Origin of the sequence: Halomonas sp. AOP7-B1-5, assembly GCF_052353045.1 — a bacterium.
Lineage (GTDB): Bacteria > Pseudomonadota > Gammaproteobacteria > Pseudomonadales > Halomonadaceae > Vreelandella > Vreelandella colorata.
Genome location: NZ_JBQTDC010000007.1, coordinates 23,165 through 47,648, shown reverse-complemented (window position 1 = coordinate 47,648; position 24,484 = coordinate 23,165). Strand labels below are relative to the sequence as shown.

The window sequence follows — 24,484 nt, the reverse complement described above, 5'->3', positions numbered from 1 at the left end:
ACCGACACATGGTCCCGGGTGCCGCTGGCAACGTTTTAACGTGGTCAATGGTCGGATCCATGGGGTGCGTGGAGGCCTAACCCGAGTTTCAGGAGTTTTACCATGTCTCACGTTAATATGCGTGACCTGCTCAAAGCAGGCGCTCACTTCGGTCACCAGACCAAGTACTGGAATCCGAAGATGGGCAAATTCATCTTCGGCGCGCGCAACAAGATTCACATCATCAACCTTGAGCACACTCTGCCGGCACTGAACGAAGCCGTTGATGTGGTTGAGAAGATGTCGGCATCCAACAACAAAATTTTGTTTGTTGGCACCAAGCGCAGCGCTAGCAAGATCATCAAAGAAGAAGCGAATCGCGTTAATCAGCCGTTCGTCAACCATCGCTGGTTGGGCGGCATGCTGACTAACTTCAAGACCATTCGTCAGTCCATCAAGCGTCTGCGCGAACTTGAAACCATGCGCGAAGACGGCACGTTCGACAAGCTGACCAAGAAAGAAGTCCTGATGGCAACTCGCGAGCAAGAGAAGCTCGAGCGTTCTATCGGTGGTATCAAGAATATGGGCGGCCTGCCGGACGCACTGTTCGTAATCGACGTTGACCACGAGCGCATCGCGATCAACGAAGCCAACAAGCTGGGTATCCCGGTTATTGGCGTGGTTGATACCAACTCTAACCCTGATGGCGTTGATTACGTTATCCCGGGTAACGATGACTCCATCCGCGCTATCCAGATCTACGTGAAAGCGATTGCTGACGCGTGTGGTCGTGCGAAAGAAGGTCGTCCGGACGAGTTCGTTGAAGTGACTGAAGAGTCTGCTTCTGCCGACACTGACGCTGCTGCCGAGTAAAGGTTGCAGTGGATGCGGCGGGCAGTTGAGCCGCATCGTGTTGAAGAGGGGGCCTATGCCCCCTTTTTCCCGCTTTGGATGAACATCCGGGTGGGCCGATTATGCCGGGCACCAGACGCCGGCAAGCGACCTTCAAAGTGATACATGATGGTCATCTATCATGTTTATACTCTGTAGGGCGTTTAACTCTCAGCTAGAACCATTTCCGAGGTGAATTCTCATGGCAGCTATCAGCGCCTCTCAGGTCAAGGAACTGCGCGAACGTACCGGTCTCGGCATGATGGAGTGTAAAAAAGCACTCACCGAAACCGACGGTGATATTGAAGTCGCGATCGAAAACCTGCGTAAAAATTCAGGCTTAAAAGCCGCTAAGAAAGCCGATCGTATCGCTGCAGAGGGTGTTGTTGTTACCCGTGTAGCAGAAGACGGCAGCTACGGCGTAATGGTCGAAATCAACTCCGAGACTGACTTTGTTGCGCGTGATGACAACTTCATTGCGTTTGCTGACAAAATCGCCGGGGCTTTCTTTGCCGCGAAAAGCGAAGATGTTGCTGCCGTTATGGCGGGCGACCTTGAAGCTACCCGCGAACAGCTGGTTCAGAAAATCGGTGAGAACATCGGCGTACGTCGTGCGGTAGTTGTCAACGCCGTTGACGGTGGCCTGGTTGGCGAATACGTTCACGGTGGCCGCATTGGCGTTCTGACCGTACTTAATGGCGGCACGAGTGCAGCAGCGAAAGACGTTGCTATGCACGTAGCAGCCATTAACCCGGCGGTTGCTCACCCTGCCGATATGCCGCAAGAGCAGCTGGACCAAGAGAAAGCCATCATCCTGGGCCAGCCCGACATGGCAGGCAAGCCCGAGCAGATTGCTGAAAAAATGGTTCAAGGCCGCCTGAAGAAGTACCTGGCTGAGAACAGCCTGACTGAACAAGCGTTTGTTAAAGACCCCAACCAGACCGTTGCTGAATTCGTTAAAGCAGCCGGTGGCGAAGTGGTTAGCTTCACGCGCTTTGAAGTAGGCGAAGGCATCGAGAAAGAAGAAGTCGACTTCGCTAAAGAAGTTATGGAACAGGCTGGCCGTCGTTAAGGTCTGATGTTTCAGTCAAAAGATGGCGTGCGCGTAAGCGCACGCCTTCGTGTATCCGGCCCCTGCTAAATAGGGGTTGCTTCGCCCACCTGTGTCTAGGTCTGCTTCAGGAGAGATGCCATGTCACGTGATATTCAAGAGCCTACCCCGCTTGTTGTCCCCAACAAACTTGAGAAATCGAAATCAAAATACAAGCGTATTTTGCTGAAGCTTTCCGGCGAGGCGCTGATGGGAGAGCACGATTTTGGTATTGACCCTAAAGTGTTGGATCGTATGGCATTAGAGATCGGCCAACTGGTCGGTATCGGTGTGCAGGTCGGTCTCGTGATTGGTGGCGGCAACCTGTTTCGGGGTGCAGCGCTGAGCGAAGCCGGTATGGATCGGGTCACTGGCGACCACATGGGAATGCTGGCAACGGTAATGAACGCGTTGGCCATGCGCGACGCATTGGAGCGTTCTAATATTCGTTCGCGGGTAATGTCGGCGATTCCCATGAGTGGTGTGGTAGAGCATTATGACCGCCGCACCGCCATCCGCTATTTAACGTCAGGAGACGTGGTGCTGTTCTCGGCAGGCACGGGCAATCCTTTCTTCACGACTGACTCGGCCGCCTGTTTACGCGGCATCGAAGTCGATGTGGACGTAGTCATCAAGGCCACCAAGGTGGATGGGGTGTATAACAAGGATCCCTTGAAGCACTCTGATGCCGTAAAGTATGACCAGCTCTCCTACGATGACGCTCTGGACCAAAAGCTGGGCGTTATGGATTTGACCGCCATCTGCCTGGTACGTGACCATGATATGCCGGTGCGGGTATTTGATATGAATAAGCCTGGTGCCCTGCTGAATCTGGTAGTAGGGGGCAAGGAAGGCACGCTGATAGATAGAGGGTAATGACGTGATCAACGAAATTAAGAAAGACGCAGAATCTCGTATGAAAAAAAGTGTTGAAGCGCTGAATAGCAACTTCAACAAAATTCGTACCGGGCGTGCGCATCCGAGTATTCTGGATGCTGTAACCGTTGATTATTACGGTAGCCAGGTGCCGCTTAGCCAAGTGGCCTCGGTAAACGTTGAAGATGCGCGTACGCTGGCGGTAGCTCCCTGGGAGCAGGGTATGGTGCCGAAAGTCGAAAAGGCCATCATGACGTCTGACCTGGGCCTGAACCCGTCAAGCGCAGGCAACGTGATCCGCGTGCCCATGCCCATGCTGACCGAAGAAACCCGCAAGGGCTATATCAAGCAGGCGCGCTCTGAGGCTGAAAACGCCCGCGTTGCGGTGCGTAACGTGCGTCGCGATGCCAACGGTGACTTCAAATCCTTACTTAAGGATAAAGAGATTACCGAAGACGATCAGCGCCAGGGTGAAGATGAAATCCAGAAGCTGACCGATAAGTATATCGCCGAGATCGACAAGGCGCTGGCTGCCAAAGAACAGGACCTGATGCAGGTATAAACACCTGTTTTATTTAGTCGCGGGTAGCCAAGCTGCCCGCTAGGCCTATGGCTTTATTATGACCGAGCTTTTGTGCGAGACCTCATGACGTCGCAGCTTCCTGAAGAACAGCCGGGCGATGCCAGTACGCCATCTCTGACCTGGGATACAGCAATGCCGTCGCATGTCGCCATCATCATGGACGGCAATAACCGTTGGGCGAAGGCGCGCGGAATGTCGGGTGTGCGTGGCCATCGAGCAGGTGTAGAAGCCGTTAGAGCAGTGATTCAACGTGCCGCCGAACGGCAGGTAAAAACGCTAAGCCTGTTTGCTTTTTCCAGTGAAAATTGGAAGCGTCCCGCTGCAGAAGTTAATGCGTTGATGGAGCTTTTCTTGATGGCGCTCAAGCGTGAAGTCAAAAAGCTTAATGAGCGTAATATTCGGCTGACCATTATTGGCGAGCAGCGTGGCTTTTCTCATGCTATTCAAAAATATATTCAGCGTGCCGAAACGCTGACGGCGGAAAATACCGGCATGCATCTGATTATTGCGGCCAACTACGGCGGGCAGTGGGATATTGCTCGGGCGGCACGCGAACTCGCGGAGCAAGTGTCGGCAGGTGAATTACAGCCTGAGGATATCGACGAAGTCCGTTTTGATGCGGCGATAAAGCGTAATCACGTAACGCCCATTGATCTGTGTATACGAACGAGTGGCGAACAGCGGCTATCTAATTTTATGCTGTGGCAGCTAGCCTATGCTGAGCTGTATTTCTCGCCCTTACTATGGCCAGATTTCGGTGCTGAGGCGCTGGACGTCGCGTTAAACGATTTTTGTCAGCGGCGCCGACGTTTTGGTATGACCGACGAACAAATAGAGGCGCAAGGTGCTTAGACAGCGGATTATAACCGCAGCGTGGTTGGCACCTGTGGTGCTGATTGGGTTGTTTGGCTTGAAGGGAAGCGCTTTTGCGCTTTTTACTGCTTTTATGGTGCTCTTGGGTGCCTGGGAGTGGACGAATCTCGCTGGCGTAAGCCGGCAGAGCCAACGTATTCAGCTAGTCGCCGGTGCTGCGGTTTTAATGCTGTTGATGTGGTTTACCGGTGCCGCCTTGGCTGTCTGGCCATTATGGTGTGCAGCGCTGGGCTGGCTGCTCAACCTTTACTGGGTTACTCAATACCCGAATAACGGACATCAATGGCAGGCCACGGCCCGGCGCCTGAGCATGGGCTTGTGGGTGCTGATCCCCTGCTGGGTAGGGTTTAATATTCTGCGTGAAAGCGGCGCTGTGTGGCTGCTGTTTGTTCTGCTTTTGGTATGGGCTGCTGATATTGGGGCCTACTTTGCTGGGCGCCGATGGGGTAAGCGTAAGCTGGCGCCACGTGTAAGCCCGGGAAAATCCTGGGAAGGCGTTGTCGGTGGGCTGGTAGCCACCACGCTGCTGGCGATTGTATTTGCGCTTTTGCAGTCGCTAACGCTAGGCGTGGGTATTGGTTTGGTTGTGGTAACGATTATCGTGACGCTCACGTCAGTGCTTGGGGATCTGCTGGAAAGCATGCTTAAGCGTTATCGGGGGATCAAGGATTCAAGCCAGCTGTTGCCTGGTCATGGTGGTGTATTGGACCGTATCGATAGTCTTACTGCCGCGATTCCGCTATTTGCACTGCTCTATTTGCCTGTTCTTCAAGGGCAGGTGCTCCCATTATGAGCCAGCCACCTATTCAGCAAATTACCGTGCTTGGTTCAACAGGCTCTATCGGGATTAGCACGCTCGATGTTATTGCCCGTCATCCCGATCGCTACCGCGTCTATGCGCTTACTGCGCATACTTCAAAAGAAGCGTTGCTGGATCAGTGCTTAGCCCATCGCCCCCGCGTTGCCGTACTCGATCAAGAAACGGATGCTCTCTGGTTGCGTCAGGCGCTTGATGATGCGGGCCAGGCAACCGAGGTATTAGCAGGGGGAGAGGCGCTCTGTCAGGTCGCCCGTGAAGCCAGTGTGGATACCGTGATGGCCGCTATCGTAGGCGCGGCAGGCTTGCTGCCTGCCCTTGCCGCGGTGCAAGCAGGCAAGCGCGTGCTGCTGGCTAATAAAGAGGCCTTGGTGTTGAGCGGTGCGCTTTTTATGCAGGCCGTGGAGCGCTCAGGGGCGACGCTGCTGCCGATCGACTCTGAACATAACGCAATCTATCAGTGTCTACCCAAGGAGCACCGCGGCGGATTAGGGAAATATGGCGTCAAACAGTTACTGTTGACGGCGTCTGGGGGACCTTTTCGTACCTGGAGCGCTGCGGATATCGCTAGTGCCACGCCCGACCAGGCCTGCGCCCACCCTAACTGGTCGATGGGGCGAAAAATCTCCGTCGATAGCGCCACCTTGATGAACAAAGGTTTGGAGCTGATTGAGGCGTGCTGGCTATTTGATACCACGCCGGAGCAAATTCAGGTAGTGGTTCATCCTCAGAGTGTGATTCACTCCATGGCAGCCTATGTCGATGGCTCGGTGATTGCGCAACTAGGCAACCCCGATATGCGCACACCGATTGCCTATGGGTTGGCTTGGCCTGAGCGTATTGAGGCGGGTGTGGAGACATTGGATCTGTTTCAAATCGCCCGGCTGGATTTTGAAACCGCGGACGAGGTTCGCTTTCCCTGTCTGCGCCTGGCCCGTGAATCCATACAGAAAGGCGGCGCTGCGCCCGCCATTCTCAATGCGGCCAACGAGATTGCGGTTGCGGCTTTTTTGGAAGAGACAATTGCCTTTAACGCTATTGCCGAGATAGTGGCCCACGTACTGTCACTTCCCTACGACGGCGATGCCGACAGCATCGAGAACGTACTGGCAGCTGATCAGTGGGCGCGCGAGCAGGCAGCCCAGTTCGTTGAGCAAAGATAGCGCTGAGATTAGGCAATAGATAACAGAAAGACGAGTAGGTCGCTTAAGCATCAGCGGCTGGTATGCATGGTGCTAAGGAGTTTATTGTGGGCCTGTTACAAAATATTTTAGCGGTACTTGTCGTGTTGGGGCTATTGATTACCTTTCACGAGTTTGGTCACTTCTGGGTAGCGCGTCGCTGTGGCGTTAAAGTGCTGCGCTTTTCGGTGGGCTTTGGTAAACCGCTCTGGTCTACCGTGGATCGCCATGGGACCGAATTCGCGTTGGCCGCGATTCCGCTGGGCGGCTACGTTAAAATGCTTGATGAGCGTGAAGAGCCAGTGCCGGAAGACCAGCTCCACCAGGCCTTTAACCGTAAAAGTGTGTGGCAGCGTATTGCCATTGTAGCCGCGGGGCCACTTGCAAACTTTCTGCTGGCCATCGTCGCCTATTGGGCCTTGTTTGTAGCAGGTATTTCGACGGTTGCTCCCATGGTCGGTGATGTTACACCCGACTCACCGGCAGCCGAGGCAGGCCTTGCCCACGGTAGTGAAATCACCGCTATCCAGGGTGACGCCGTGCGCTCTTGGGAAGAAATTAATTTAAAGCTTATCTCCATGATTGGCTTTAGCGGTGCGCTCAATATTACGGCGTTACCGGAAGGTAGCAGCAGTGAACGTCAATATAGTCTTGCGGTCGATAACTACCTGGCTCGACAGGACACGCCGCAGCCGTTGCAAACCCTGGGTATGGCACCCTGGCAGCCGGAGTTCCCCGCGGTGCTGGGGCAGGTGGTAGATGGCGAAGCGGCCGCTGATGCAGGTTTGAAAGCGGGTGATCGTATTACGGCGATTGATCAAACGCCGGTGGAAGACTGGATGCAGTTCGTCACCCTGATTCGACGCAGTGCCGGTGAAACGCTCAGCGTCACCTATGACCGTGAGGGTGAACAGGGCGTTCTTTCGCTCACTCCAAAGAGTAACGTACTGGAGAGTGGCGGTGAGGTTGGGTACATTGGTGCAGGCGTTGAACCTGTCTCATGGCCTGAGTCCCTGCAGCGAGAGATCCGCTATGGGCCGATTGAGGCGGTAGGTCAGGCATTCGCGCGTACCGGTAATATGGTAATACTAACCGTTGATTCGATTCGTAAGATGTTGGTAGGGTTGATTTCACCCTCCAACCTTTCAGGTCCCATTACGATTGCGCAAATTTCGGGTGATTCAGCGCGCGCAGGAATGGAAGCATTTGTAGGCTTTCTCGCCTATCTTTCCATCAGTCTCGGCGTGCTAAATTTACTACCTATTCCGGTACTCGATGGTGGACACTTGTTTTATTATTTTGTGGAAATCGTACGTGGGCGGCCGGTCTCTGAGCAAACCCAGGCAATGGGGTTACGCATTGGGCTTGCCATGGTTGGCGGCTTGATGGCGATGGCCTTGTATTTCGATCTGATGCGCCTTTGGTAATAACGCGTGTAGCGCGCAGGATGCCTTGTCATCTGCCTGCACAAATGTATATGGTGCCTGTCTGGAACGACAGGCAGACCAACGCGAGCGAACTGACTGCATGAAAATCAAGACCCTTGGAATGGCGGCACTCTTGCTGGTAGGCGCCAGCGGCGCCCAGGCACAATCCTTTGATGTTTCGGACATCCGTGTGGAAGGACTACAGCGGGTATCCGCCGCCTCGGTCTTCAATGCGTTTCCTGTCAGTGCTAACGATCGGGTTAGCGAACAGCAGCTAGCGTCTGCCGCACGCGATTTATTTGCCACCGGTCTGTTTGAAGACGTGTCGTTAGCCCGTGAAGGCGACGTACTGATCATCCAGGTCGTTGAGCGCCCGACGATTGCGCGTTTGAACCTCACCGGCAACCAAAAGCTTTCCGAAGAGGACCTGCGTAATGGTTTGCGCGAATCGGGTCTATCCGAAGGCCAGGTGCTGCAGCTTTCGACCCTTGAAGAGATTCAACGTGAGCTGGAAGGCGTTTATCAATCTCAAGGGCGTTACAGCGCGAGCATTTCGACTGAAGTCGAGCAGATCGATGAAGGTCGCGTCCAGGTTAATATCAATATTAATGAAGGCGAAGTAGCTAAAATTCGTCAGATCAATATTGTCGGTAACCAGGACTTCGACGATGAAACGCTGCGTAATGTCTTTGAGCTAAACGACAAGCCCGGGCGCTTCTTCGGCTGGTTTTCAAGCGATGAATATTCGCGCGAGGCCTTATCCGGTGATATCGAGCGTCTGCGCTCGTTCTATCTTGACCGCGGCTATGTGAACTTTGATGTTACCTCCACACAGGTATCCATTGGGCCCGAGAAATCCGAAATATTCGTGACCCTCAATATCGATGAGGGCAATCAGTACCGCGTAGGCAATGTCCGCTTTGCGGGTGATTTGCAAATCAGCGAAAGCGAAGCGCGAAACCTGCTGGAAATCAAAAGCGGCGATATCTTCTCTCGCGGTCAGGTAAATGCTTCAACCGAAGCGCTGCGCCTGCGTTTGGGCGCTGAAGGCTTCGCCTTTGCCGATATTCAGGGTATTCCTGAAATGGCTGATGACGGAGAGACGGTTGATCTAGTGATCGCGGTTGACCCCGGTCAGCGCACCTACGTTCGCCGCATTGAGTTTTACGGTAATACCACAACGCAGGATGAAGTGCTGCGCCGTGAAATGATTCAGATGGAAGGTGCGCCGGCATCGACTGAATCAATCACCCAGTCGCGTCAGCGCCTTGAGCGGCTTGGCTTCTTTAGCCAGGTCGAGGTGAATACCCAGCCGGTACCGGGTGAGCCCGATAAGCTGGATGTTACCTATAACGTTGAAGAGCAGCCCTCGGGCTCGGTCTCGGCAAGCGTGGGTTTCTCACAGAGCGCCGGTGTCATCTACGGTGTAGGGCTTGCCCAGAATAACTTCCTGGGTACCGGTAACCGCGTCAACGTCGGTGCGCAGCGCAGTGATACGTTTACCAGCGTCAACTTTGCCTTTACCGATCCGTACTGGACGCTGGATGGTGTTTCGCGCGGCTATAATGTGTTCTACCGCGAAACCGATTACGCCGACTCGGATATTTCTACCTATTCAACCGATGCTTACGGGGCGGGTATCAACTTTGGTTACCCCATAAGCGAGCTTTCCCGGTTGAACTTCGGGGCGAGCCTTGAAGATCTTTCGATCAAGACCTACAACGATACGGCATCAGAAATTCGCCGTTACGTTGATGAAGAAGGCGAAGACGCTCAGAGCTTAAAGCTTACGGCGAGCTGGACGCGTAACAACCTTAACCGCGGCGTCATGCCGACGGCCGGTAACTATCAGCGCCTGTCCATTGAGACCAGCGCGCCGGGTAGTGATGCTGAATACTATAAGCTTCGCGCCCGTGCCCAGCAGCTGTTCCCGATTAATAACGACGAAACCTGGGCGCTTAAATTTAGCGGTAACCTTGGCTATGCCGATACTCTGGGTTCCAACGATCCTTACCCCTTCTATGAAAACTTCTATTCGGGCGGTTTAGGTTCGGTGCGTGGCTTTACGTCCAACACCTTAGGGCAGCGCACGACCCCCGCCGTTGAAGGGGGTCGCGATCGTACCATGGGCGGTAACGTGTTGGTGGAAGGTAGCGCTGAAGTTATCTTCCCCATGCCGTTTGTTGAGAACCAGCGTTCTGTTCAGCCGTCTCTGTTCTTCGATGCCGGTAACACGTTCTTAAGCTCCTGCTATGATGTGCTGGAAGCCGACCAAGGACGTCAGCAGTGTAGTTCTGGCGTTGATTTAGGCGACTTACGTTATAGTGTGGGTGTCGGCCTTGCCTGGCTAACGCCTGTTGGCCCGCTGACCTTTAGCATCGCTGAACCGCTTAATGATGAAAGCGGTGACGACACGCAGTTCTTCCAGTTCTCACTGGGACAAACGTTCTAACTTTGCTACAGAGCGCACCTCGCAGGTGCGCCCCTGCCTGATGACAAGGAGTTAACACGATGCGTAAACTGACAGCGGCTGTGTGTCTGTTCGGTGCAATAGCTTTACCGGCCGCCCATGCCGTAGCTGCAGAAGTGGCTGTACTCGATTGGCGGGCAGCTTTAATGAATACCCAGTCTGCCCAAGCCTCGCTGAGTCAGCTGGAAGGACGGATTGGCAGCCAGCAGAGTGAAGCCCAGGGCCTGGGTAATGAGCTTCAGCAGTTGCAGGAACGCTTGCAGCGTGAAGGCGAAACCATGGCGCAGTCGCAACGCGATTCACTGATTGCCGAACTCCAGCAAAAAGGTTCTCGCTTTGAACAGCTACGCCGTGAAGTAATGCAGGCGCAGCAGAATTCCGAGCAGCAGTTCCTGGAAGGCGCTGAGTCCAAGCTTGAGCAGGCGGTTGAGCAGGTGTTAAGTCGCCATAATATCGATGTGCTGGTTGAGCCTCAGGGCGTACTGCACTCATCGGTGGACCTGCCCAATGTGACGGACGAAGTTACCCAGATATTTGATTCGCTATAATTAATTTTTAATGACTGCCGGTGTAGCCATGCTGCACCACTGTTTTGTTGGGCTCCCATGACGCACGCACTGTACCACCACACTCTTGCGGACATCGCTCGCCATTTAGGAGTCGCCTTTGACGGGGACGCCGATAAGCCCATTCGTGGGTTGGCAACCCTAAAAGAGGCCAAGCCTGACCAGGTGGCTTTTTTGACAAACCGGGCTTATCTCAAGGATTTGGCTACTACCCAGGCGGCTGCCGTTCTGCTCCACCCTGAGCACGGCAAGAACTGCCCGGTGCCAAAGCTTGAGATGGAAAATCCTTACCTGGGCTATGCCAAGCTCTCTCAATTGTTTGATCCTTTACCCGCACGTGATAAGCCTGGTATCCACCCAACCGCGGTTGTTGCTGACAGCGTAACCATCGGCAAGGGCGTCTCGATTCAGGCCCATGCGGTCGTGGAAGAAGGCGTTACGCTTGGCGATCGCGTGGTAATCGGGGCCGGTAGCGTAATAGGCGCCGATAGCATGGTGGGCGACGAAACCCGCCTGCATGCCAATGTCACCGTGTGCCATGGCGTGGTTATCGGCAAGCGCGTGATTTTGCAAAGCGGCTGCGTGATTGGCGGAGATGGTTTTGGGTTTGCCCACGACGGGGCAGGCTGGCACAAAATTGCCCAGTTGGGTGGTGTCGTACTGGGCGATGATGTTGAGGTCGGCAGTTGCTCGAGTATCGACCGTGGGGCACTAGGCGATACCCTGATTGGCGATGACGTCAAAATCGATAGCCAGGTGCAGATCGCTCATAACGTGATTATCGGAGCGCATAGTGCGCTTGCCGGCTGTGTGGGCATTGCCGGGTCTACCCAGGTAGGCAAGCACTGTATGCTGGGTGGTGGCGTCGGATTGTCTGGCCACCTGACGATTTGTGATGGCGTGCAGGTGACCGGTATGAGCCTGGTCACCAACTCGATTCATAAGCCGGGCGTGTACTCATCCGGTACCGGAGCGATGGCTAACTCGCAGTGGCGCAAAAATGCAGTGCGCTTTAAACAGCTGGATGAGATTGCCAAGCGCTTGTCGCGGGTGGAAAAAAGTACGCGTGATACGTAAAAGCCCTATTAATTAAGGTTCTATTAATTAAGGTCCTATTAATTGCTGGGCAAGTAACTTGAGGCTTTAACGCCTCAGGTTATAATTCACTGCCTTTTAACCAGCTGCATGCTGGTGCGTGCCTGATACTACTCAGGCCTTTTGTCTTTTTAGAGGTCGTTTCGATGGTTATGGATATTAATGAAATTCGCGAGTACTTGCCCCACCGCTACCCGTTTTTGCTGGTGGATCGAGTAACGGAATTAACCGTGGGCGAATCCATCGTTGCGTTTAAAAATGTTAGCATCAATGAGCCCTTTTTTAATGGCCATTTTCCCCATCACCCCATTATGCCTGGGGTGCTGGTAGTTGAGGCATTGGCTCAAGTATGCGGTATTTTAGGTTTTAAAACGGTCAACAAGCTTCCTGCCGATGGTTATGTTTACTATCTTGTAGGAAGCGACAACGTGCGTTTCAAACGGCCTGTTATGCCCGGTGACCAGCTGGTGCTGCAAGCGAACGTTATCCGCGGCAAGCGTGGGATTTGGAAGTTTGCCTGCCGGGCAACGGTGGATGGGGAGCTTGCTTGCGAGGCAGAAATCATTTGTGCCGAGAGGAAGGTTGCTTGATACATCCTACTGCTTTGGTCGACCCGACGGCGCAGCTTGCTGATGACGTTGAGGTTGGTCCCTTTAGTGTTATTGGGCCCGATGTCAAAATCGGCGAAGGCTCGGTAATTGGCCCACACGTGGTGGTTAAAGGCCCCACGGTGCTAGGTAAGCGTACACGCATTTTTCAGTTCGCCTCGGTAGGTGAGGATTGCCAGGATAAAAAATATGCTGGCGAACCTACTCGCCTGGTAATGGGCGATGATAACGTCGTGCGCGAAGGCGTTACGCTGCATCGCGGCACGGTGCAGGACCGTAGTGAAACCACGATTGGTTCGCGCAATCTGTTTATGGCTTATGTACACGTAGGCCACGACTGCGTTATCGGCAATGACTGTATTCTTGCCAACCAGGTGACCTTGGCGGGCCATGTAACGCTCGGTGATCACGCTATTCTGGGCGGCCTATCTGCCGTACACCAGTTCTGCCACTTTGGCGATCATGCCATGGCTGGCGGCGGGTCAATCATCACCAAAGATACCCCTGCCTACATCATGATCAACGGTAACCCGGCCGAAGCCCGTGGGCTCAATCTGGTGGGCTTAAAACGCCGCGGCTTTAGCCGTGAAGCGATTAATGCACTGAGCGCCGCCTATAAAATGGTATATCGCCAGGGCCTTACCGTTGAGCAAGCGCTTGAAGAGATGCATGCGCGGTTTGATATCGAGGAAGTAGCCCATTTTGCTGCTTCCATCGAGCGTTCAACCCGCGGTATTACCCGCTAACTATGTCCATGCTAATGTCCATTCGGTTATGACGTTACAGCGCGTTTATCTAGTGGCTGGCGAGCTATCGGGAGATATCCTGGGCGCTGGCCTGATGCGTGCGCTAAAGGCGCGCCACCCCGAGGTTGAGTTTCGAGGCATTGGTGGCCCGCGCATGATCGCCGAAGGCATGCAAAGCCGCTTTCCGCTGGAAACGCTTTCGGTCATGGGGATTGTCGAAGTCATCAAGCACCTGCCTGAGCTGGTGGGCGTGCGCCGCACGTTACGCCGCGAAGCGCTCGACTGGCAGCCGGATATCATGGTGGGCATCGATGCGCCGGACTTTACCCTGGGCCTGGAAAAACAGCTGCGTAATGCAGGCATCAAGACGGCCCACTATGTCAGCCCCTCCGTTTGGGCGTGGCGTCAGGGACGGGTGAAAGGCATTGCCAAGTCCGTCGATGGCATGCTCACGCTGCTACCCTTTGAGGCGGATTTTTACCGTCACCACAACGTCCCTGTTGTGTTCGTAGGTCATCCGCTTGCCGATGAGCTGCCGCTTGAAAACGACCGCGTCGCAACGCGACAGGCGCTCAGACTTGATCAAGACGCGCCGGTGCTCGCGTTATTGCCAGGCTCGCGGGGCAATGAAATACGTTTTTTGGGGCATACGTTTTTAGCCGCTGCTGAGCTGCTGTGCCAGCGTCATGCCACGCTAAAGGTTTTGATTCCGGCCGCCTCAGCGCTGCGTCATGACGAAATCCAGGCGCTCTTGTCTCACTATCCAACGCTTGCTGAGCGTGTTGAGCTATTAAATGGTCAGGCGCGGGAGGCGATGGTCGCCAGTGATGTGGTGCTCCTGGCATCCGGAACCGCCGCGCTTGAAGCCATGCTGTGTCACCGGGCGATGCTGGTCGCGTATAAAATGGCGCCCGCCACGCATTGGCTTGCCAAGCGTATGGTGAAAACTCAGTGGGTATCGCTGCCTAATCTGATTGCGCAGCAGAGTGTCGTGCCCGAGCTCATCCAGGAGGCGGCGACGCCTGAGGCTATTACAGACCAGCTCCATGAGCTGCTTAGCGATCATGAAGCACGTCTGGCGTTAGAGGCGCGCTTTGCCACGATGCACGCCAACCTGCAGCGCGATGCCAGCCGGCGCGCCGCTGAGGCCATCACCGCCATTGCCCTCGACCAGCCTCTGGAGAGTGACCATGCCCGCTAAACCAGAAGGCTTTCCGCCGCTTGAAATTGCCTATCTGGGCGAGCGCTTAGCCGGAGTCGATGAAGTCGGGCGTGGGCCATTGATCGGTAGCGTCGTGGCGGCGGCGGTGATTCTTGACCCTATGCGCCCAATTGACGGGTTGACCGACTCTAAAAAGCTTACGGCCCGCAAGCGTGAAGCGCTAGACCTGCTGATTCGCGAGCGGGCGTTGGCGTTTGTCGTCGCTGAGGCAAGCGCCGCCGAAGTCGACCAGCTCAATATCTACCACGCCACGCATTTGGCGATGCGCCGCGCCATTGATGGTTTGGCCCCTGCTGCCGAATATTTGCTGGTAGACGGTAACCGATTGCCGGGACATATTTTGCCGGGGCAAGCGGTGGTCAAAGGCGATGCGCGCCATCCAGCGATTGCCGCGGCGTCGATTCTTGCCAAGGTCGCGCGCGATGCTCAGATGGTAGCGTTGGATATGCGCTATCCTGAGTATGGTTTTGCGCGCCATAAGGGCTACCCAACCCAACAGCACCTTGAGGCGCTAACGGCCCACGGGCCGCTTGAGGAGCATCGCCGAAGCTTTGCTCCCGTCCAGCGTCAGCTGGCGCTGATATAAGCACTGGCGTCAGGCTATATTGCTTGAAACCAAGTTAAGCTAATCTGCGTTCATTTCTTTTTACCGAGATTTTACCGAGAGTGTCATGACGGTACCGTTTGTTCATCTACGTTTGCACAGTGAATACTCCCTGGTCGACGGCTTGGTAAAGCTTAAGTCATTGGTCAGTACCACTGCCGAGCGCGCCATGCCCGCTCTTGCGCTCACTGACGAAACCAATTTATTTGGCCTGGTCAAATTTTACAAAGCTGCCCAGGGCGCGGGGCTCAAACCGATCATCGGCAGCGACCTGTGGCTGTGTAACCCACACGATGAATCTCACCCATACCGTATAACGCTGCTGGCGATGAATGACGTCGGCTATCGTAACCTGACCGAGCTGATCTCCAAGGGCTGGACCCACGGCCAGCGCCAGGGGAAAGCCATTCTGGACAAGCGCTGGGTGCTTGAACAAAGTGACGGCCTGATTGCGCTTTCCGGCGCGCGGGAGGGCGAAATTGGCCGCCATCTGCTTTCTGATCACGAGCGTGAAGCGCGCCAGCTGCTTGAAGAGTGGCAGGCCGCCTTTCCGGATCGTTTCTATCTGGAGCTGATTCGTACCGGGCGTCCGCTTGAAGAGGCGTGTGTGCATGCCAGCGTCAAGCTTGCCATCGAGACCGGCACGCCGGTGGTGGCCACTAACGATGTCCGCTTTCTTGAGCGTGATGACTTCTGGGCGCATGAAACGCGCGTCGCGATTGGTGAGGGCAAGGCGCTGGATGATCCGCGTCGCGAACGTCGCTACACCGAAGAGCAGTATCTGAAAAGCCCGGACGAGATGGCGGCACTATTCTCGGATATTCCCGAGGCGCTGGAAAACAGCGTGATGATTGCCGAGCGCTGCAGTGTGGATGTGCGGCTAGGCGAGATATTTTTGCCCGAGTTCGGAATCCCCGAGGGCATGACCCAGGATGAGTTTTTCCGCAAGGTCTCCCACGACGGTCTGACGGATCGCCTGGACTTCCTGTTTCCTGCCGAGCGCTACCCGCGCGATAGCGACGAATACAAGGAAATTGACCAGCGTTACCGCGACCGGCTGGAGTTTGAGCTCAACGTTATTATTCAGATGGGCTTCCCCGGCTACTTTCTGATCGTAATGGACTTTATCCAGTGGGCCAAGGATAACAACGTGCCGGTAGGCCCCGGGCGGGGTTCCGGTGCGGGCTCCTTGGTCGCCTACGCGCAAAAGATCACCGACCTTGATCCGATCGGCTACGATCTGCTGTTTGAGCGCTTTTTGAATCCTGAACGTGTCTCCATGCCCGATTTTGACGTCGATTTCTGCATGGAAAAACGCGACAAGGTGATCGAGTACGTGGCCGAGCGCTACGGGCGCGATGCGGTATCGCAGATCGTTACCTTCGGCACCATGGCGGCCAAAGCCGTTGTGCGTGATGTGGCGCGTGCCCAAGGGCGGCCCTATTCGCTGGGCGATAAGCTTTCCAAGCTGATCCCGTTTGAAGTGGGCATGACGCTTGGCAAGGCGATTGAGCAGGAGCCTGCGCTTAAAGAGTTTATTGCTAACGACGAAGAAGCCGAAGAGATCTGGGAAATGGCCCTCAAGCTTGAGGGCACGACGCGCGGCACCGGCAAGCACGCGGGCGGCGTGGTGATCGCGCCCACCAAACTGACTGATTTCTCGCCGTTATTGTGCGATGAAAACGGCAATGGGCTGGTGGTTCAGTTCGATAAAAACGACATTGAAGACGCCGGGCTGGTCAAGTTCGACTTCCTGGGCCTGCGTACGCTGACCATTATCGACTGGGCGCTTGAGATGGTCGATAAGGTTCGCGGCGTGAACGGCCAGGAACCGCTGAACATCGATGCGATTCCGCTGGATGACGGCAAAACGTTTGAGATGCTCAAGCGCGCTGAAACCACCGCCGTTTTCCAGCTGGAATCCCGCGGCATGAAGGAGCTGATCAAGCGTCTTCTGCCGGATTCGCTTGACGACATGATCGCCCTGGTGGCTCTGTTTCGCCCAGGTCCCTTGCAGTCGGGCATGGTTGATGACTTTATCAACCGTAAGCACGGCCGTGCCGAAGTATCTTATCCACACCCGGATTATCAGCACGAGCTGTTAAAGCCGGTGCTGTCGCCTACCTACGGCATCATCCTTTACCAAGAGCAAGTCATGCAGATCGCTCAGGTAATGGCGGGCTACTCGCTGGGCCAGGCCGATATGCTGCGCCGGGCGATGGGTAAGAAAAAGCCCGAGGAGATGGCCAAGCAGCGTTCAGGCTTTATGGAAGGTTGTGCGGCCAACGGCATTGATAAGGATCTGGCGGGTAACATCTTCGATCTGGTGGAAAAATTCGCGGGCTACGGCTTCAACAAGTCGCACTCTGCTGCCTACGCGCTGGTGTCTTATCAGACCGCGTGGCTGAAAGCCCACTATCCAGGGCCATTTATGGCCGCGGTTATGTCCACGGAGATGGACAACCTGGATAAGGTGGTGCCGTTAATCGAGGAGTGTCGCAACCTCAGGTTAACCGTGACACCGCCGGACGTTAACGTAGGCGGCTACAAATTTACCGTGGATACCGAAGGGCGCGTGGTTTATGGCCTGGGGGCGATTCGCGGGGTGGGCGAGGGGCCCATTGGGGCGATTGTTGAAGCGCGCCAGACGGGTGGGCCGTTCACCGACCTGTTCGATTTCTGCCGCAGGCTTGATCCCAAACGGATGAACAAGCGCACGCTTGAGGCGCTAATTCGCTCAGGCGCGCTGGATAACCTCGGCCCTAACCGGGCGGTGCTGGCAGCCTCAATGGAAGACGCACTGAAAGCGGCCGCTCAGAATCATACCAACCAGAGTTTAGGCATGCTGGACATGTTCGGCGAGGCCTTTGCTGAAGCCGAGGATGAAGAGGTCAACGTCTACGCTGACTACCTCGGCGCGCGGGAATGGACCGATCGTGAGCGCCTTTCGGGTGAGAAGGATACTCTGGGGCTTTATCTTACCGGGCATCCTATTGATGAATATGAGCGTGAATTAAAACGCTTCGTGTCGACCCGCATCAGCGATTTAAAACCCTCCCGCGAACCTCAGCGGGTGGCAGGGCTGGTGGTCGCCATGCGTACCATGAAGTCCAAACGTGGCGATACCATGGCGTTTATCACCCTGGATGACCGCACCGGACGTATCGAGGCTTCGCTGTTTGGTGAAATGTTTGAACAGCTGCGGGGTCAGATAGAGGCTGATCAGGTATTGATCGTTGAAGGTGAAGTCTCAAGCGATGACTTCTCAGGCGGCTTACGCCTGCGCGGTAAAGACGTCACTCCCATGGTTACGGCGCGCATCCGCTATGGCCAAGCGGTTGAGCTTGCGCTGGATGCTGGACGTATCAACGGGCGTTTGGTTGAAACCCTGCGCGATAGTCTGACACCCTACCGTACTAATGAAGGGTTGCCGGTACGCGTACAGTATCGTCATGAAGAGGCGGTTGGCTGGTTAGAGCTTGCTGAGGAGTGGAAGGTCGCCCCCAGTGATGATTTGCTGCTCGCACTTCGCGAGGTAGAAGGGCAGGCGGGCGTCCAGTTACGCTATCGTTAAACCTTATCGTGGGCGGTTGGGCAATTTAATTGAACGGGCATTACCTTGCGTGGCAGGGTCAGGATGCGATAATGCTCCTAATTATTTGCTCGTTTCGACAAGAGATGCTCGTTTCGACAAGGCTTATTTTTTTAGGCAGTTTACAGGCAGAGCCGATGAATCCTAATTATCTCGATTTTGAACAGCCCATTGCTGAACTTCAGGCAAAAATTGAGGAGCTGCGTTTAGTTAGCTCCGATAGCGTTAATCTCTCCGATGAGATATCCCGGCTGGAGGAGAAAAGTCGTAAGCTGACAGAATCGATCTTCAAGGATTTGACTCCCTGGCAGGTCTCTCAGCTATCGCGCCATCCTCAGCGTCCTTATACGCTGGATTATCTTGAGCACATGTTCAGCGACTTTGACGAGCTGCATGGTGATCGTAATTTCGCTGATGATGCCGCTCTGGTGGGTGGCGTTGCGCGCTTGAACGATAAGCCGGTGATGGTAATCGGTCATCAAAAAGGGCGCGATGTAAAAGAGAAGGTGCGCCGTAACTTCGGTATGCCGCGCCCAGAAGGTTACCGTAAAGCGTGCCGCCTGATGGAAATGGCCGAGCGCTTCAAAATGCCGATCCTGACCTTTATCGATACCCCCGGTGCTTATCCGGGTATTGATGCCGAAGAGCGCGGCCAAAGTGAAGCGATTGCCTATAACCTTGCGGTCATGTCACGCCTGAAAACGCCGATTATCTCTACCGTTGTTGGTGAAGGCGGCTCGGGTGGGGCGTTGGCAATCGGGGTGTGTGACGAGCTGAATATGCTGCAGTACTCCACCTACTCGGTTATTTCACCGGAAGGCTGCGCATCTATTCTCTGGAAAAGCGCTGAAAAAGCCTCTGATGCGGCCCAGGCAATGGGGATTACCGCTGAGCGTCTCAAAGAGCTTGGCTTTGTAGATGGGTTGATCAAGGAGCCGCTGGGCGGCGCGCATCGTCATCCGGTAACGACCGCTGAGCGCGTTAGAGAAACCATTACCGCAAGCCTTGAACGCCTGCAGGCGCTGGATACTGACGCCCTGCTGGAGCGTCGCTATAAGCGTTTAATGAGCTATGGCGCACCCGCTGCCTAAGACGCTTGAATGCCTGTTAAACGACGCCCTGGTGGAAACCCCACCGGGGCGCTCTATTTGGGTAGCTCTCTCCGGTGGGCTGGATTCGGCGTTATTGCTGACCCTGGCCGCGCCGGTTTGCCGTTCGGCCAATCGACCGCTCAACGCTATTCACATCAATCATGGCCTACAGGCTGGCGCCGCCGACTTTGAAAAGCACTGTCAGGCGTTGTGTCAGCGCCTGAACGTACCATTAACGGTAGTAGGGGTCACGGTTGACCCAAGCGTTGGAGGAATCGAAGCCGCCGCGCGTGATGCCCGCTACCGCGCCTTTCAAACGCATATTTCCGATGGGGATGTTGTTTGGCTGGCCCAGCATCAGGATGACCAGGCGGAAACGCTGCTGCTTGCCGCTCTGCGGGGCAGCGGCATACGCGGGCTGGCGGGAATGCCTTATCGCCGCCAAGCACACGGCCTTACCTTTGTTCGGCCCTGGCTATTTGTTGCCAGGCGCTGTCTGGAAAACCGCGCCGGTAAGCTCAACCTTGCCTGGTGTGAAGATCCCACCAATAGCGATGTCGCGTTTGATCGTAATCGGTTACGACATGAGGTTATGCCTGCCCTCAAGGCGCGCTGGCCAGAGGCTGCTCGCGCGCTTTCCAGTAGCGCCGCGCATGCTGGGGAAGCCGATGCGTTACTCAGTGAATATGCCCTGGCGGAGCTTGGTACGTTGCGCGCAGGCGCAGACAGCGTCGATGCCATTGCGTTGACCACACGCTCGCGGCCTCGCCAGCGGCTGCTAGTGCGTACCTGGTGCCAGCAACTGTTATTGCCGACCCCGCCTCAGCGCCGCCTGGATAGCTTGCTTGACCAGCTAATCGCGGCCATGGATGCCAGTGTGCATGTCGCGTGGCCGGGAGCCGAGGCAAGGGTGTGGAAAAGCCGGCTTTACCTGATAACGCCGCTTGAGCCGCTACCCGCTTGGCAAAGCACATGGGCAGGCCAGCCAGGGCTTGATACGCCCTTGGGCAGGCTAGAACTCTCTTTGCAGACGGCTACCCCATTAACCCAGCCAGCTACGCCATTAACGCTGCGCTGGCGCCAGGGCGGGGAGGTTATTGCGCTTGCCGGGCGGGGCCGTCGCGATGTCAAACGGCTGCTTCAAGAGGCGCAGATACCACCTTGGGAGCGCGAGCGACTTATTATGGTGATGGCGGATGACGCTTGCTTGGGCGTCGTCAGGCCGCCTGCCAGCGTACTCTGGCAGGCGGCTGGGGTCGCTTTTAAAGGTGCGAAGTGAATCAGCAAGAGTCGCCAGACTGCTCGTCTAGCTCTCCTGAATCACGTTCAGCGTAAGCCCTGCGCCCTGCAGGTAGACCAGCTCCTGCTCAATATCGGTGCTGAACAGCGTGGGTTCTTCACTGGCGGGTAAGATCAGTGTTAGATTTTGTTCATCAGCGCTGATGGATGGCAGGGGCGGGGCGCTTTCCGGGCGGGAATGATTGAGCAACACCGCCAGCCGCAGCAGCTGGGCGAGCTTGGCGCTATGCGCCTGCTGCGCCTTGGGAAGTGCTTGCCACTCTTTGAGCGGGAACTTGCGCCGGTGGGCGCGCACCAGAAACGCCAGCTGATGCTGCTCAGGGCGCGAAAAACCCGCCAGGTCGGAATGCTCCAGCAGGTAGGCGCCGTGGCGATGGAACTGGCTGTGGGAAATCGCCAGGCCAATTTCGTGTACATAGCTTGCCCACTCAAGGTAGTAGCGGTGCTCATGGGTGAGCGACCAGACGTCTTGTACCTGCTTAAACAAGCGCAGCGCGGTATCCGCTACGTTATCGGCCTGGCGGGAATCCACATCATAGATACGCTGGAGGGCCTCCAGGCTTCTGGAACGGGTATCTTCAGCGCTGTTACGCCCGGCCATATCATAGAGCACGCCCTCGCGCAGGGCGCCATCGGCAAAGCGCATTTGAGATAGGTCAAAGGCCTCGAAGATGGCATTTAAAATCGCAATTCCCGCCGGAAAGACGCGGGCGCGGTCAGGCTTGAGCCCATCCAGCTCCACCTTATCCAGGTGTTTGCACTTAATGAGGCGCTCTCGCAGCTTCTTGAGGCCGCTGCGGGTAATCACGCCCTCACTGGGCGTATCGCCGTAGGCGAGCAGAACGCTGGCCGCTGCTTTAATAGTGCCGCTGGAGCCTACCGGGTCCTCCCAGCCCAAACGCAGGTAGGGACGCTGAATATGGGCAAGCTCGGATAGCGCGGCAAGCTCGGCGCGGCGCATGCGTTTTTCGCTGAGTTCACCGTCAGGAAAGAAGCGACTGCTAAACGTGATGCAGCCCATGCGCAGGCTTTCAAGCGCCTTGGGCTCAAACTCTTCGCCAATAATAAATTCTGTCGAGCCGCCGCCAATATCGACAATCAGGCGGCGCCCATTTTCTGCCAGCGCATGGGCAGCTCCCAGATAGATGAGCCGGGCTTCTTCGCGTCCTGCGATAATCTCGATGGAATGGCCCAGCTGGGCTTCGGCGCGCTCAATAAAGGCCTGGCTATTATGCGCATCGCGCAGTGCGTTGGTGCCCACGATACGCAGGTTGGCGCTCTCAATATCACTTAAAAAGGGTGCAAAACGACCCAGGCAGTCTAATGCGCGCTGCATGGCGGCTTCGTTAAGCTTGCCGTCTTCATCCAGGCCAGCGGCTAGCTGGACTTTTTCGCCCAGGCGGGCAACGACTTGAAGGCGCTCATTTTGATAGTTGGCTACCAGCAAATGGAAGCTGTTAGAGCCGAGGTCGATTGCGGCTAAACGCTGAGGCGCTGCGCTTTCCAGCTCGCTAGACGGAGCAGCAACTGAAGGTGTAATGTCCTTGGGCATGAGCTATCCTTGATATTGGCTATGCCAAGGTTGCGGTGCGCTCTGGCTATTGTCAATTGGCAAAGACTTGCGTTTAGCGCAGGGCTTGACTACCATCAGCCTACTGGCCTGATCCAACTTGGCGTGTAACCATATTGCCATTTTACGATTACCTCTTTTAAAATGGCATCGCTGCAAGAATATTAGGCGCTGTTGCCTCAAGCGCATTCGGTTCTTGAAAGTTCTATTTACTTAATACTATGCTTCTTCAACGCTTGCTAGCATGCTTTTTATAACTCGCGTTGATGAAAACATTCGTATTGACTAAATAGCACTTGTCCAGAATAGTGTGGGTATTGATTAAAGTGCGTGCCCAGAAAGAAAGTACGTGCCCAGATAGCGTCAGCCAGAATTCCAAGTCGTCAGATTACCTACTGACTGGTCCTTTCCTTGTACTGGTCAGAGCACACAGCTGCTAGAGCACCCTCGAACCGAGCAACGACTCATCGCCTTACTGTATTACCGCCATGAGTCAGCATTCGCTTAATGATTTGTTCGAGCATGTGCCTTACCGGGGTCTGAACGCATCACACGGTGCCTAGCCCAATCATTAAACGCTACGCCTCCTGTCTTATTCCGGCGCTTGCGCCTAGCTTCCATGAGCAATTTTCTAACACACCGATGAATCTCACTGAACTCAAGCAAAAAACCGTTCCCGAGCTGCTCGATATCGCCCGCGAAATGGGTATCGACAACCTAGCCCGTTCGCGCAAGCAGGACATCATTTTCGCCATCCTCAAACGACACGCTAAAAGCGGTGAGGATATCTATGGCGACGGTGTGCTGGAAATTCTTCAGGATGGCTTTGGCTTCCTGCGCAGCGCCGACAGCTCGTATCTCGCCGGACCGGACGATATCTACGTATCGCCCTCACAGATCCGCCGTTTCAATCTACGTAAAGGCGACTCCATTTCCGGCAAAATCCGCCCGCCCAAAGAAGGCGAGCGCTACTTTGCCCTGCTCAAGGTTAGCCAGATCAACCTTGATCGTCCGGAAAATGCCAAGCACAAGATTCTCTTTGAGAACTTAACGCCGCTGTTTCCAGACGAGCGTATGCGTATGGAAATCGGCAACGGTTCTACCGAAGATCTTACCGCGCGTATCATCGATCTGACCGCACCGATTGGTAAAGGTCAGCGTGGTCTGCTGGTGTCTCCGCCTAAAGCGGGTAAGACATTGATGCTGCAGAACATCGCGACCTCAATCACGCGTAACAACCCTGAGTGCCACTTGATCGTACTGTTGATCGACGAGCGTCCAGAGGAAGTCACCGAAATGTCGCGCACCGTGCGCGGTGAAGTTGTGGCCTCCACCTTCGATGAGCCGCCGGCGCGCCACGTTCAGGTCGCTGAAATGGTTATCGAAAAAGCCAAGCGTCTGGTTGAGCACAAGAAAGACGTGGTCATCCTGCTTGACTCGATTACCCGTTTGGCGCGTGCCTACAACACCGTCGTACCCAGCTCCGGCAAGGTACTCACCGGTGGTGTCGACGCTCATGCACTTGAGAAGCCCAAACGCTTCTTCGGTGCAGCGCGTAATATCGAAGAAGGCGGCAGCCTGACCATTATTGCCACGGCCCTGGTTGATACCGGTTCGAAGATGGATGAAGTTATCTTCGAAGAGTTCAAGGGTACCGGTAATATGGAAGCGCACCTTGACCGCAAACTGGCGGAAAGGCGCGTCTTCCCGGCAATCAACATTCGTCGCAGCGGTACACGGCGTGAAGATCTGCTGGCATCCGAGGAAGAGATGCAGCGCATGTGGATTTTGCGCAAGCTGCTCAATCCGATGGAAGACACTGCTGCCACGGAATTCTTGATTGATCGTCTGAAGGATACCAAGACGAATCTTGAGTTCTTTGAAGCGATGAAACGCCGCTAGAA

At 55.3% G+C, this 24,484-nt stretch carries 20 protein-coding genes; 19 read left to right on the top strand and 1 reads right to left on the bottom strand.

Translation table 11 applies throughout. The features are described from left to right. Positions 1 to 102 precede the first annotated feature (102 nt). From rpsB to tilS, 18 genes are all read left to right on the top strand, one after another. Positions 103 to 852, top strand: coding sequence for a 30S ribosomal protein S2 (gene rpsB, locus ACT3XD_RS05805; RefSeq protein ID WP_192538094.1), 750 nt, complete (start codon positions 103 to 105; stop codon positions 850 to 852). Positions 853 to 1,072: 220 nt separating this feature from the next. Next, the gene (gene tsf / locus ACT3XD_RS05800; RefSeq protein WP_192538093.1) at positions 1,073 to 1,942 is read left to right on the top strand and encodes a translation elongation factor Ts; all 870 of its coding nucleotides are present in this window, start codon (positions 1,073 to 1,075) and stop codon (positions 1,940 to 1,942) included. A 120-nt stretch (positions 1,943 to 2,062) separates the two neighbouring features. Then, complete coding sequence (gene pyrH / locus ACT3XD_RS05795) at positions 2,063 to 2,836, top strand: UMP kinase (RefSeq protein ID WP_192538092.1); 774 nt, start codon at positions 2,063 to 2,065, stop codon at positions 2,834 to 2,836. A gap of 4 nt (positions 2,837 to 2,840) precedes the next feature. Further along, the gene (gene frr / locus ACT3XD_RS05790; protein WP_192538091.1) at positions 2,841 to 3,398 is read left to right on the top strand and encodes a ribosome recycling factor; all 558 of its coding nucleotides are present in this window, start codon (positions 2,841 to 2,843) and stop codon (positions 3,396 to 3,398) included. Between the two features lie 84 nt (positions 3,399 to 3,482). Further along, the gene (gene uppS / locus ACT3XD_RS05785; RefSeq protein ID WP_192538090.1) at positions 3,483 to 4,271 is read left to right on the top strand and encodes a polyprenyl diphosphate synthase; all 789 of its coding nucleotides are present in this window, start codon (positions 3,483 to 3,485) and stop codon (positions 4,269 to 4,271) included. Further along, on the top strand, positions 4,264 to 5,085 hold the full coding sequence (locus ACT3XD_RS05780; protein ID WP_192538089.1) for a phosphatidate cytidylyltransferase: 822 nt from the start codon (positions 4,264 to 4,266) through the stop codon (positions 5,083 to 5,085). Before uppS ends, ACT3XD_RS05780 begins: the two co-directional genes overlap by 8 nt. Beyond that, positions 5,082 to 6,272, top strand: a complete 1,191-nt coding sequence (gene ispC / locus ACT3XD_RS05775; protein WP_192538088.1) for a 1-deoxy-D-xylulose-5-phosphate reductoisomerase — start codon at positions 5,082 to 5,084, stop codon at positions 6,270 to 6,272. Before ACT3XD_RS05780 ends, ispC begins: the two co-directional genes overlap by 4 nt. An 86-nt stretch (positions 6,273 to 6,358) precedes the next feature. Next, a complete protein-coding gene (gene rseP / locus ACT3XD_RS05770) occupies positions 6,359 to 7,717 on the top strand; it encodes an RIP metalloprotease RseP (RefSeq protein WP_192538087.1) in 1,359 nt (452 codons plus the stop codon). A 100-nt stretch (positions 7,718 to 7,817) separates the two neighbouring features. Beyond that, on the top strand, positions 7,818 to 10,169 hold the full coding sequence (gene bamA, locus ACT3XD_RS05765) for an outer membrane protein assembly factor BamA (protein WP_412767945.1): 2,352 nt from the start codon (positions 7,818 to 7,820) through the stop codon (positions 10,167 to 10,169). A 59-nt stretch (positions 10,170 to 10,228) separates the two neighbouring features. After that, positions 10,229 to 10,735: an OmpH family outer membrane protein gene (locus ACT3XD_RS05760; RefSeq protein ID WP_192538086.1), complete on the top strand. Its 507-nt coding sequence runs from the start codon at positions 10,229 to 10,231 to the stop codon at positions 10,733 to 10,735. Between the two features lie 57 nt (positions 10,736 to 10,792). After that, positions 10,793 to 11,830, top strand: coding sequence for a UDP-3-O-(3-hydroxymyristoyl)glucosamine N-acyltransferase (gene lpxD, locus ACT3XD_RS05755; protein WP_192538085.1), 1,038 nt, complete (start codon positions 10,793 to 10,795; stop codon positions 11,828 to 11,830). A gap of 164 nt (positions 11,831 to 11,994) precedes the next feature. Beyond that, complete coding sequence (fabZ, locus tag ACT3XD_RS05750) at positions 11,995 to 12,438, top strand: 3-hydroxyacyl-ACP dehydratase FabZ (RefSeq protein ID WP_192538084.1); 444 nt, start codon at positions 11,995 to 11,997, stop codon at positions 12,436 to 12,438. Continuing rightward, positions 12,435 to 13,202, top strand: coding sequence for an acyl-ACP--UDP-N-acetylglucosamine O-acyltransferase (gene lpxA / locus ACT3XD_RS05745; RefSeq protein ID WP_192538083.1), 768 nt, complete (start codon positions 12,435 to 12,437; stop codon positions 13,200 to 13,202). The genes fabZ and lpxA overlap by 4 nt, the downstream gene beginning before the upstream one ends. 28 nt (positions 13,203 to 13,230) lie before the next feature. Further along, positions 13,231 to 14,403, top strand: coding sequence for a lipid-A-disaccharide synthase (gene lpxB / locus ACT3XD_RS05740; protein WP_192538116.1), 1,173 nt, complete (start codon positions 13,231 to 13,233; stop codon positions 14,401 to 14,403). Continuing rightward, positions 14,393 to 15,010, top strand: a complete 618-nt coding sequence (rnhB, locus tag ACT3XD_RS05735; RefSeq protein WP_192538082.1) for a ribonuclease HII — start codon at positions 14,393 to 14,395, stop codon at positions 15,008 to 15,010. The genes lpxB and rnhB overlap by 11 nt, the downstream gene beginning before the upstream one ends. An 85-nt stretch (positions 15,011 to 15,095) precedes the next feature. Beyond that, entirely contained in the window at positions 15,096 to 18,602 is a 3,507-nt protein-coding gene (gene dnaE, locus ACT3XD_RS05730; protein WP_192538081.1) for a DNA polymerase III subunit alpha, read from the top strand. 155 nt (positions 18,603 to 18,757) lie between these two features. After that, a complete protein-coding gene (gene accA, locus ACT3XD_RS05725) occupies positions 18,758 to 19,711 on the top strand; it encodes an acetyl-CoA carboxylase carboxyl transferase subunit alpha (RefSeq protein ID WP_192538115.1) in 954 nt (317 codons plus the stop codon). Continuing rightward, positions 19,692 to 20,990, top strand: coding sequence for a tRNA lysidine(34) synthetase TilS (gene tilS, locus ACT3XD_RS05720; RefSeq protein ID WP_192538080.1), 1,299 nt, complete (start codon positions 19,692 to 19,694; stop codon positions 20,988 to 20,990). Before accA ends, tilS begins: the two co-directional genes overlap by 20 nt. A gap of 27 nt (positions 20,991 to 21,017) precedes the next feature. Here tilS and ppx read toward each other — a convergent pair whose 3' ends face one another. Further along, the gene (gene ppx / locus ACT3XD_RS05715) at positions 21,018 to 22,562 is read right to left on the bottom strand and encodes an exopolyphosphatase (protein WP_192538079.1); all 1,545 of its coding nucleotides are present in this window, start codon (positions 22,560 to 22,562) and stop codon (positions 21,018 to 21,020) included. Positions 22,563 to 23,222: 660 nt separating this feature from the next. Between ppx and rho the strand changes: the two genes are divergently transcribed. Further along, a complete protein-coding gene (gene rho, locus ACT3XD_RS05710; protein ID WP_192538114.1) occupies positions 23,223 to 24,482 on the top strand; it encodes a transcription termination factor Rho in 1,260 nt (419 codons plus the stop codon). Positions 24,483 to 24,484 lie beyond the last annotated feature (2 nt).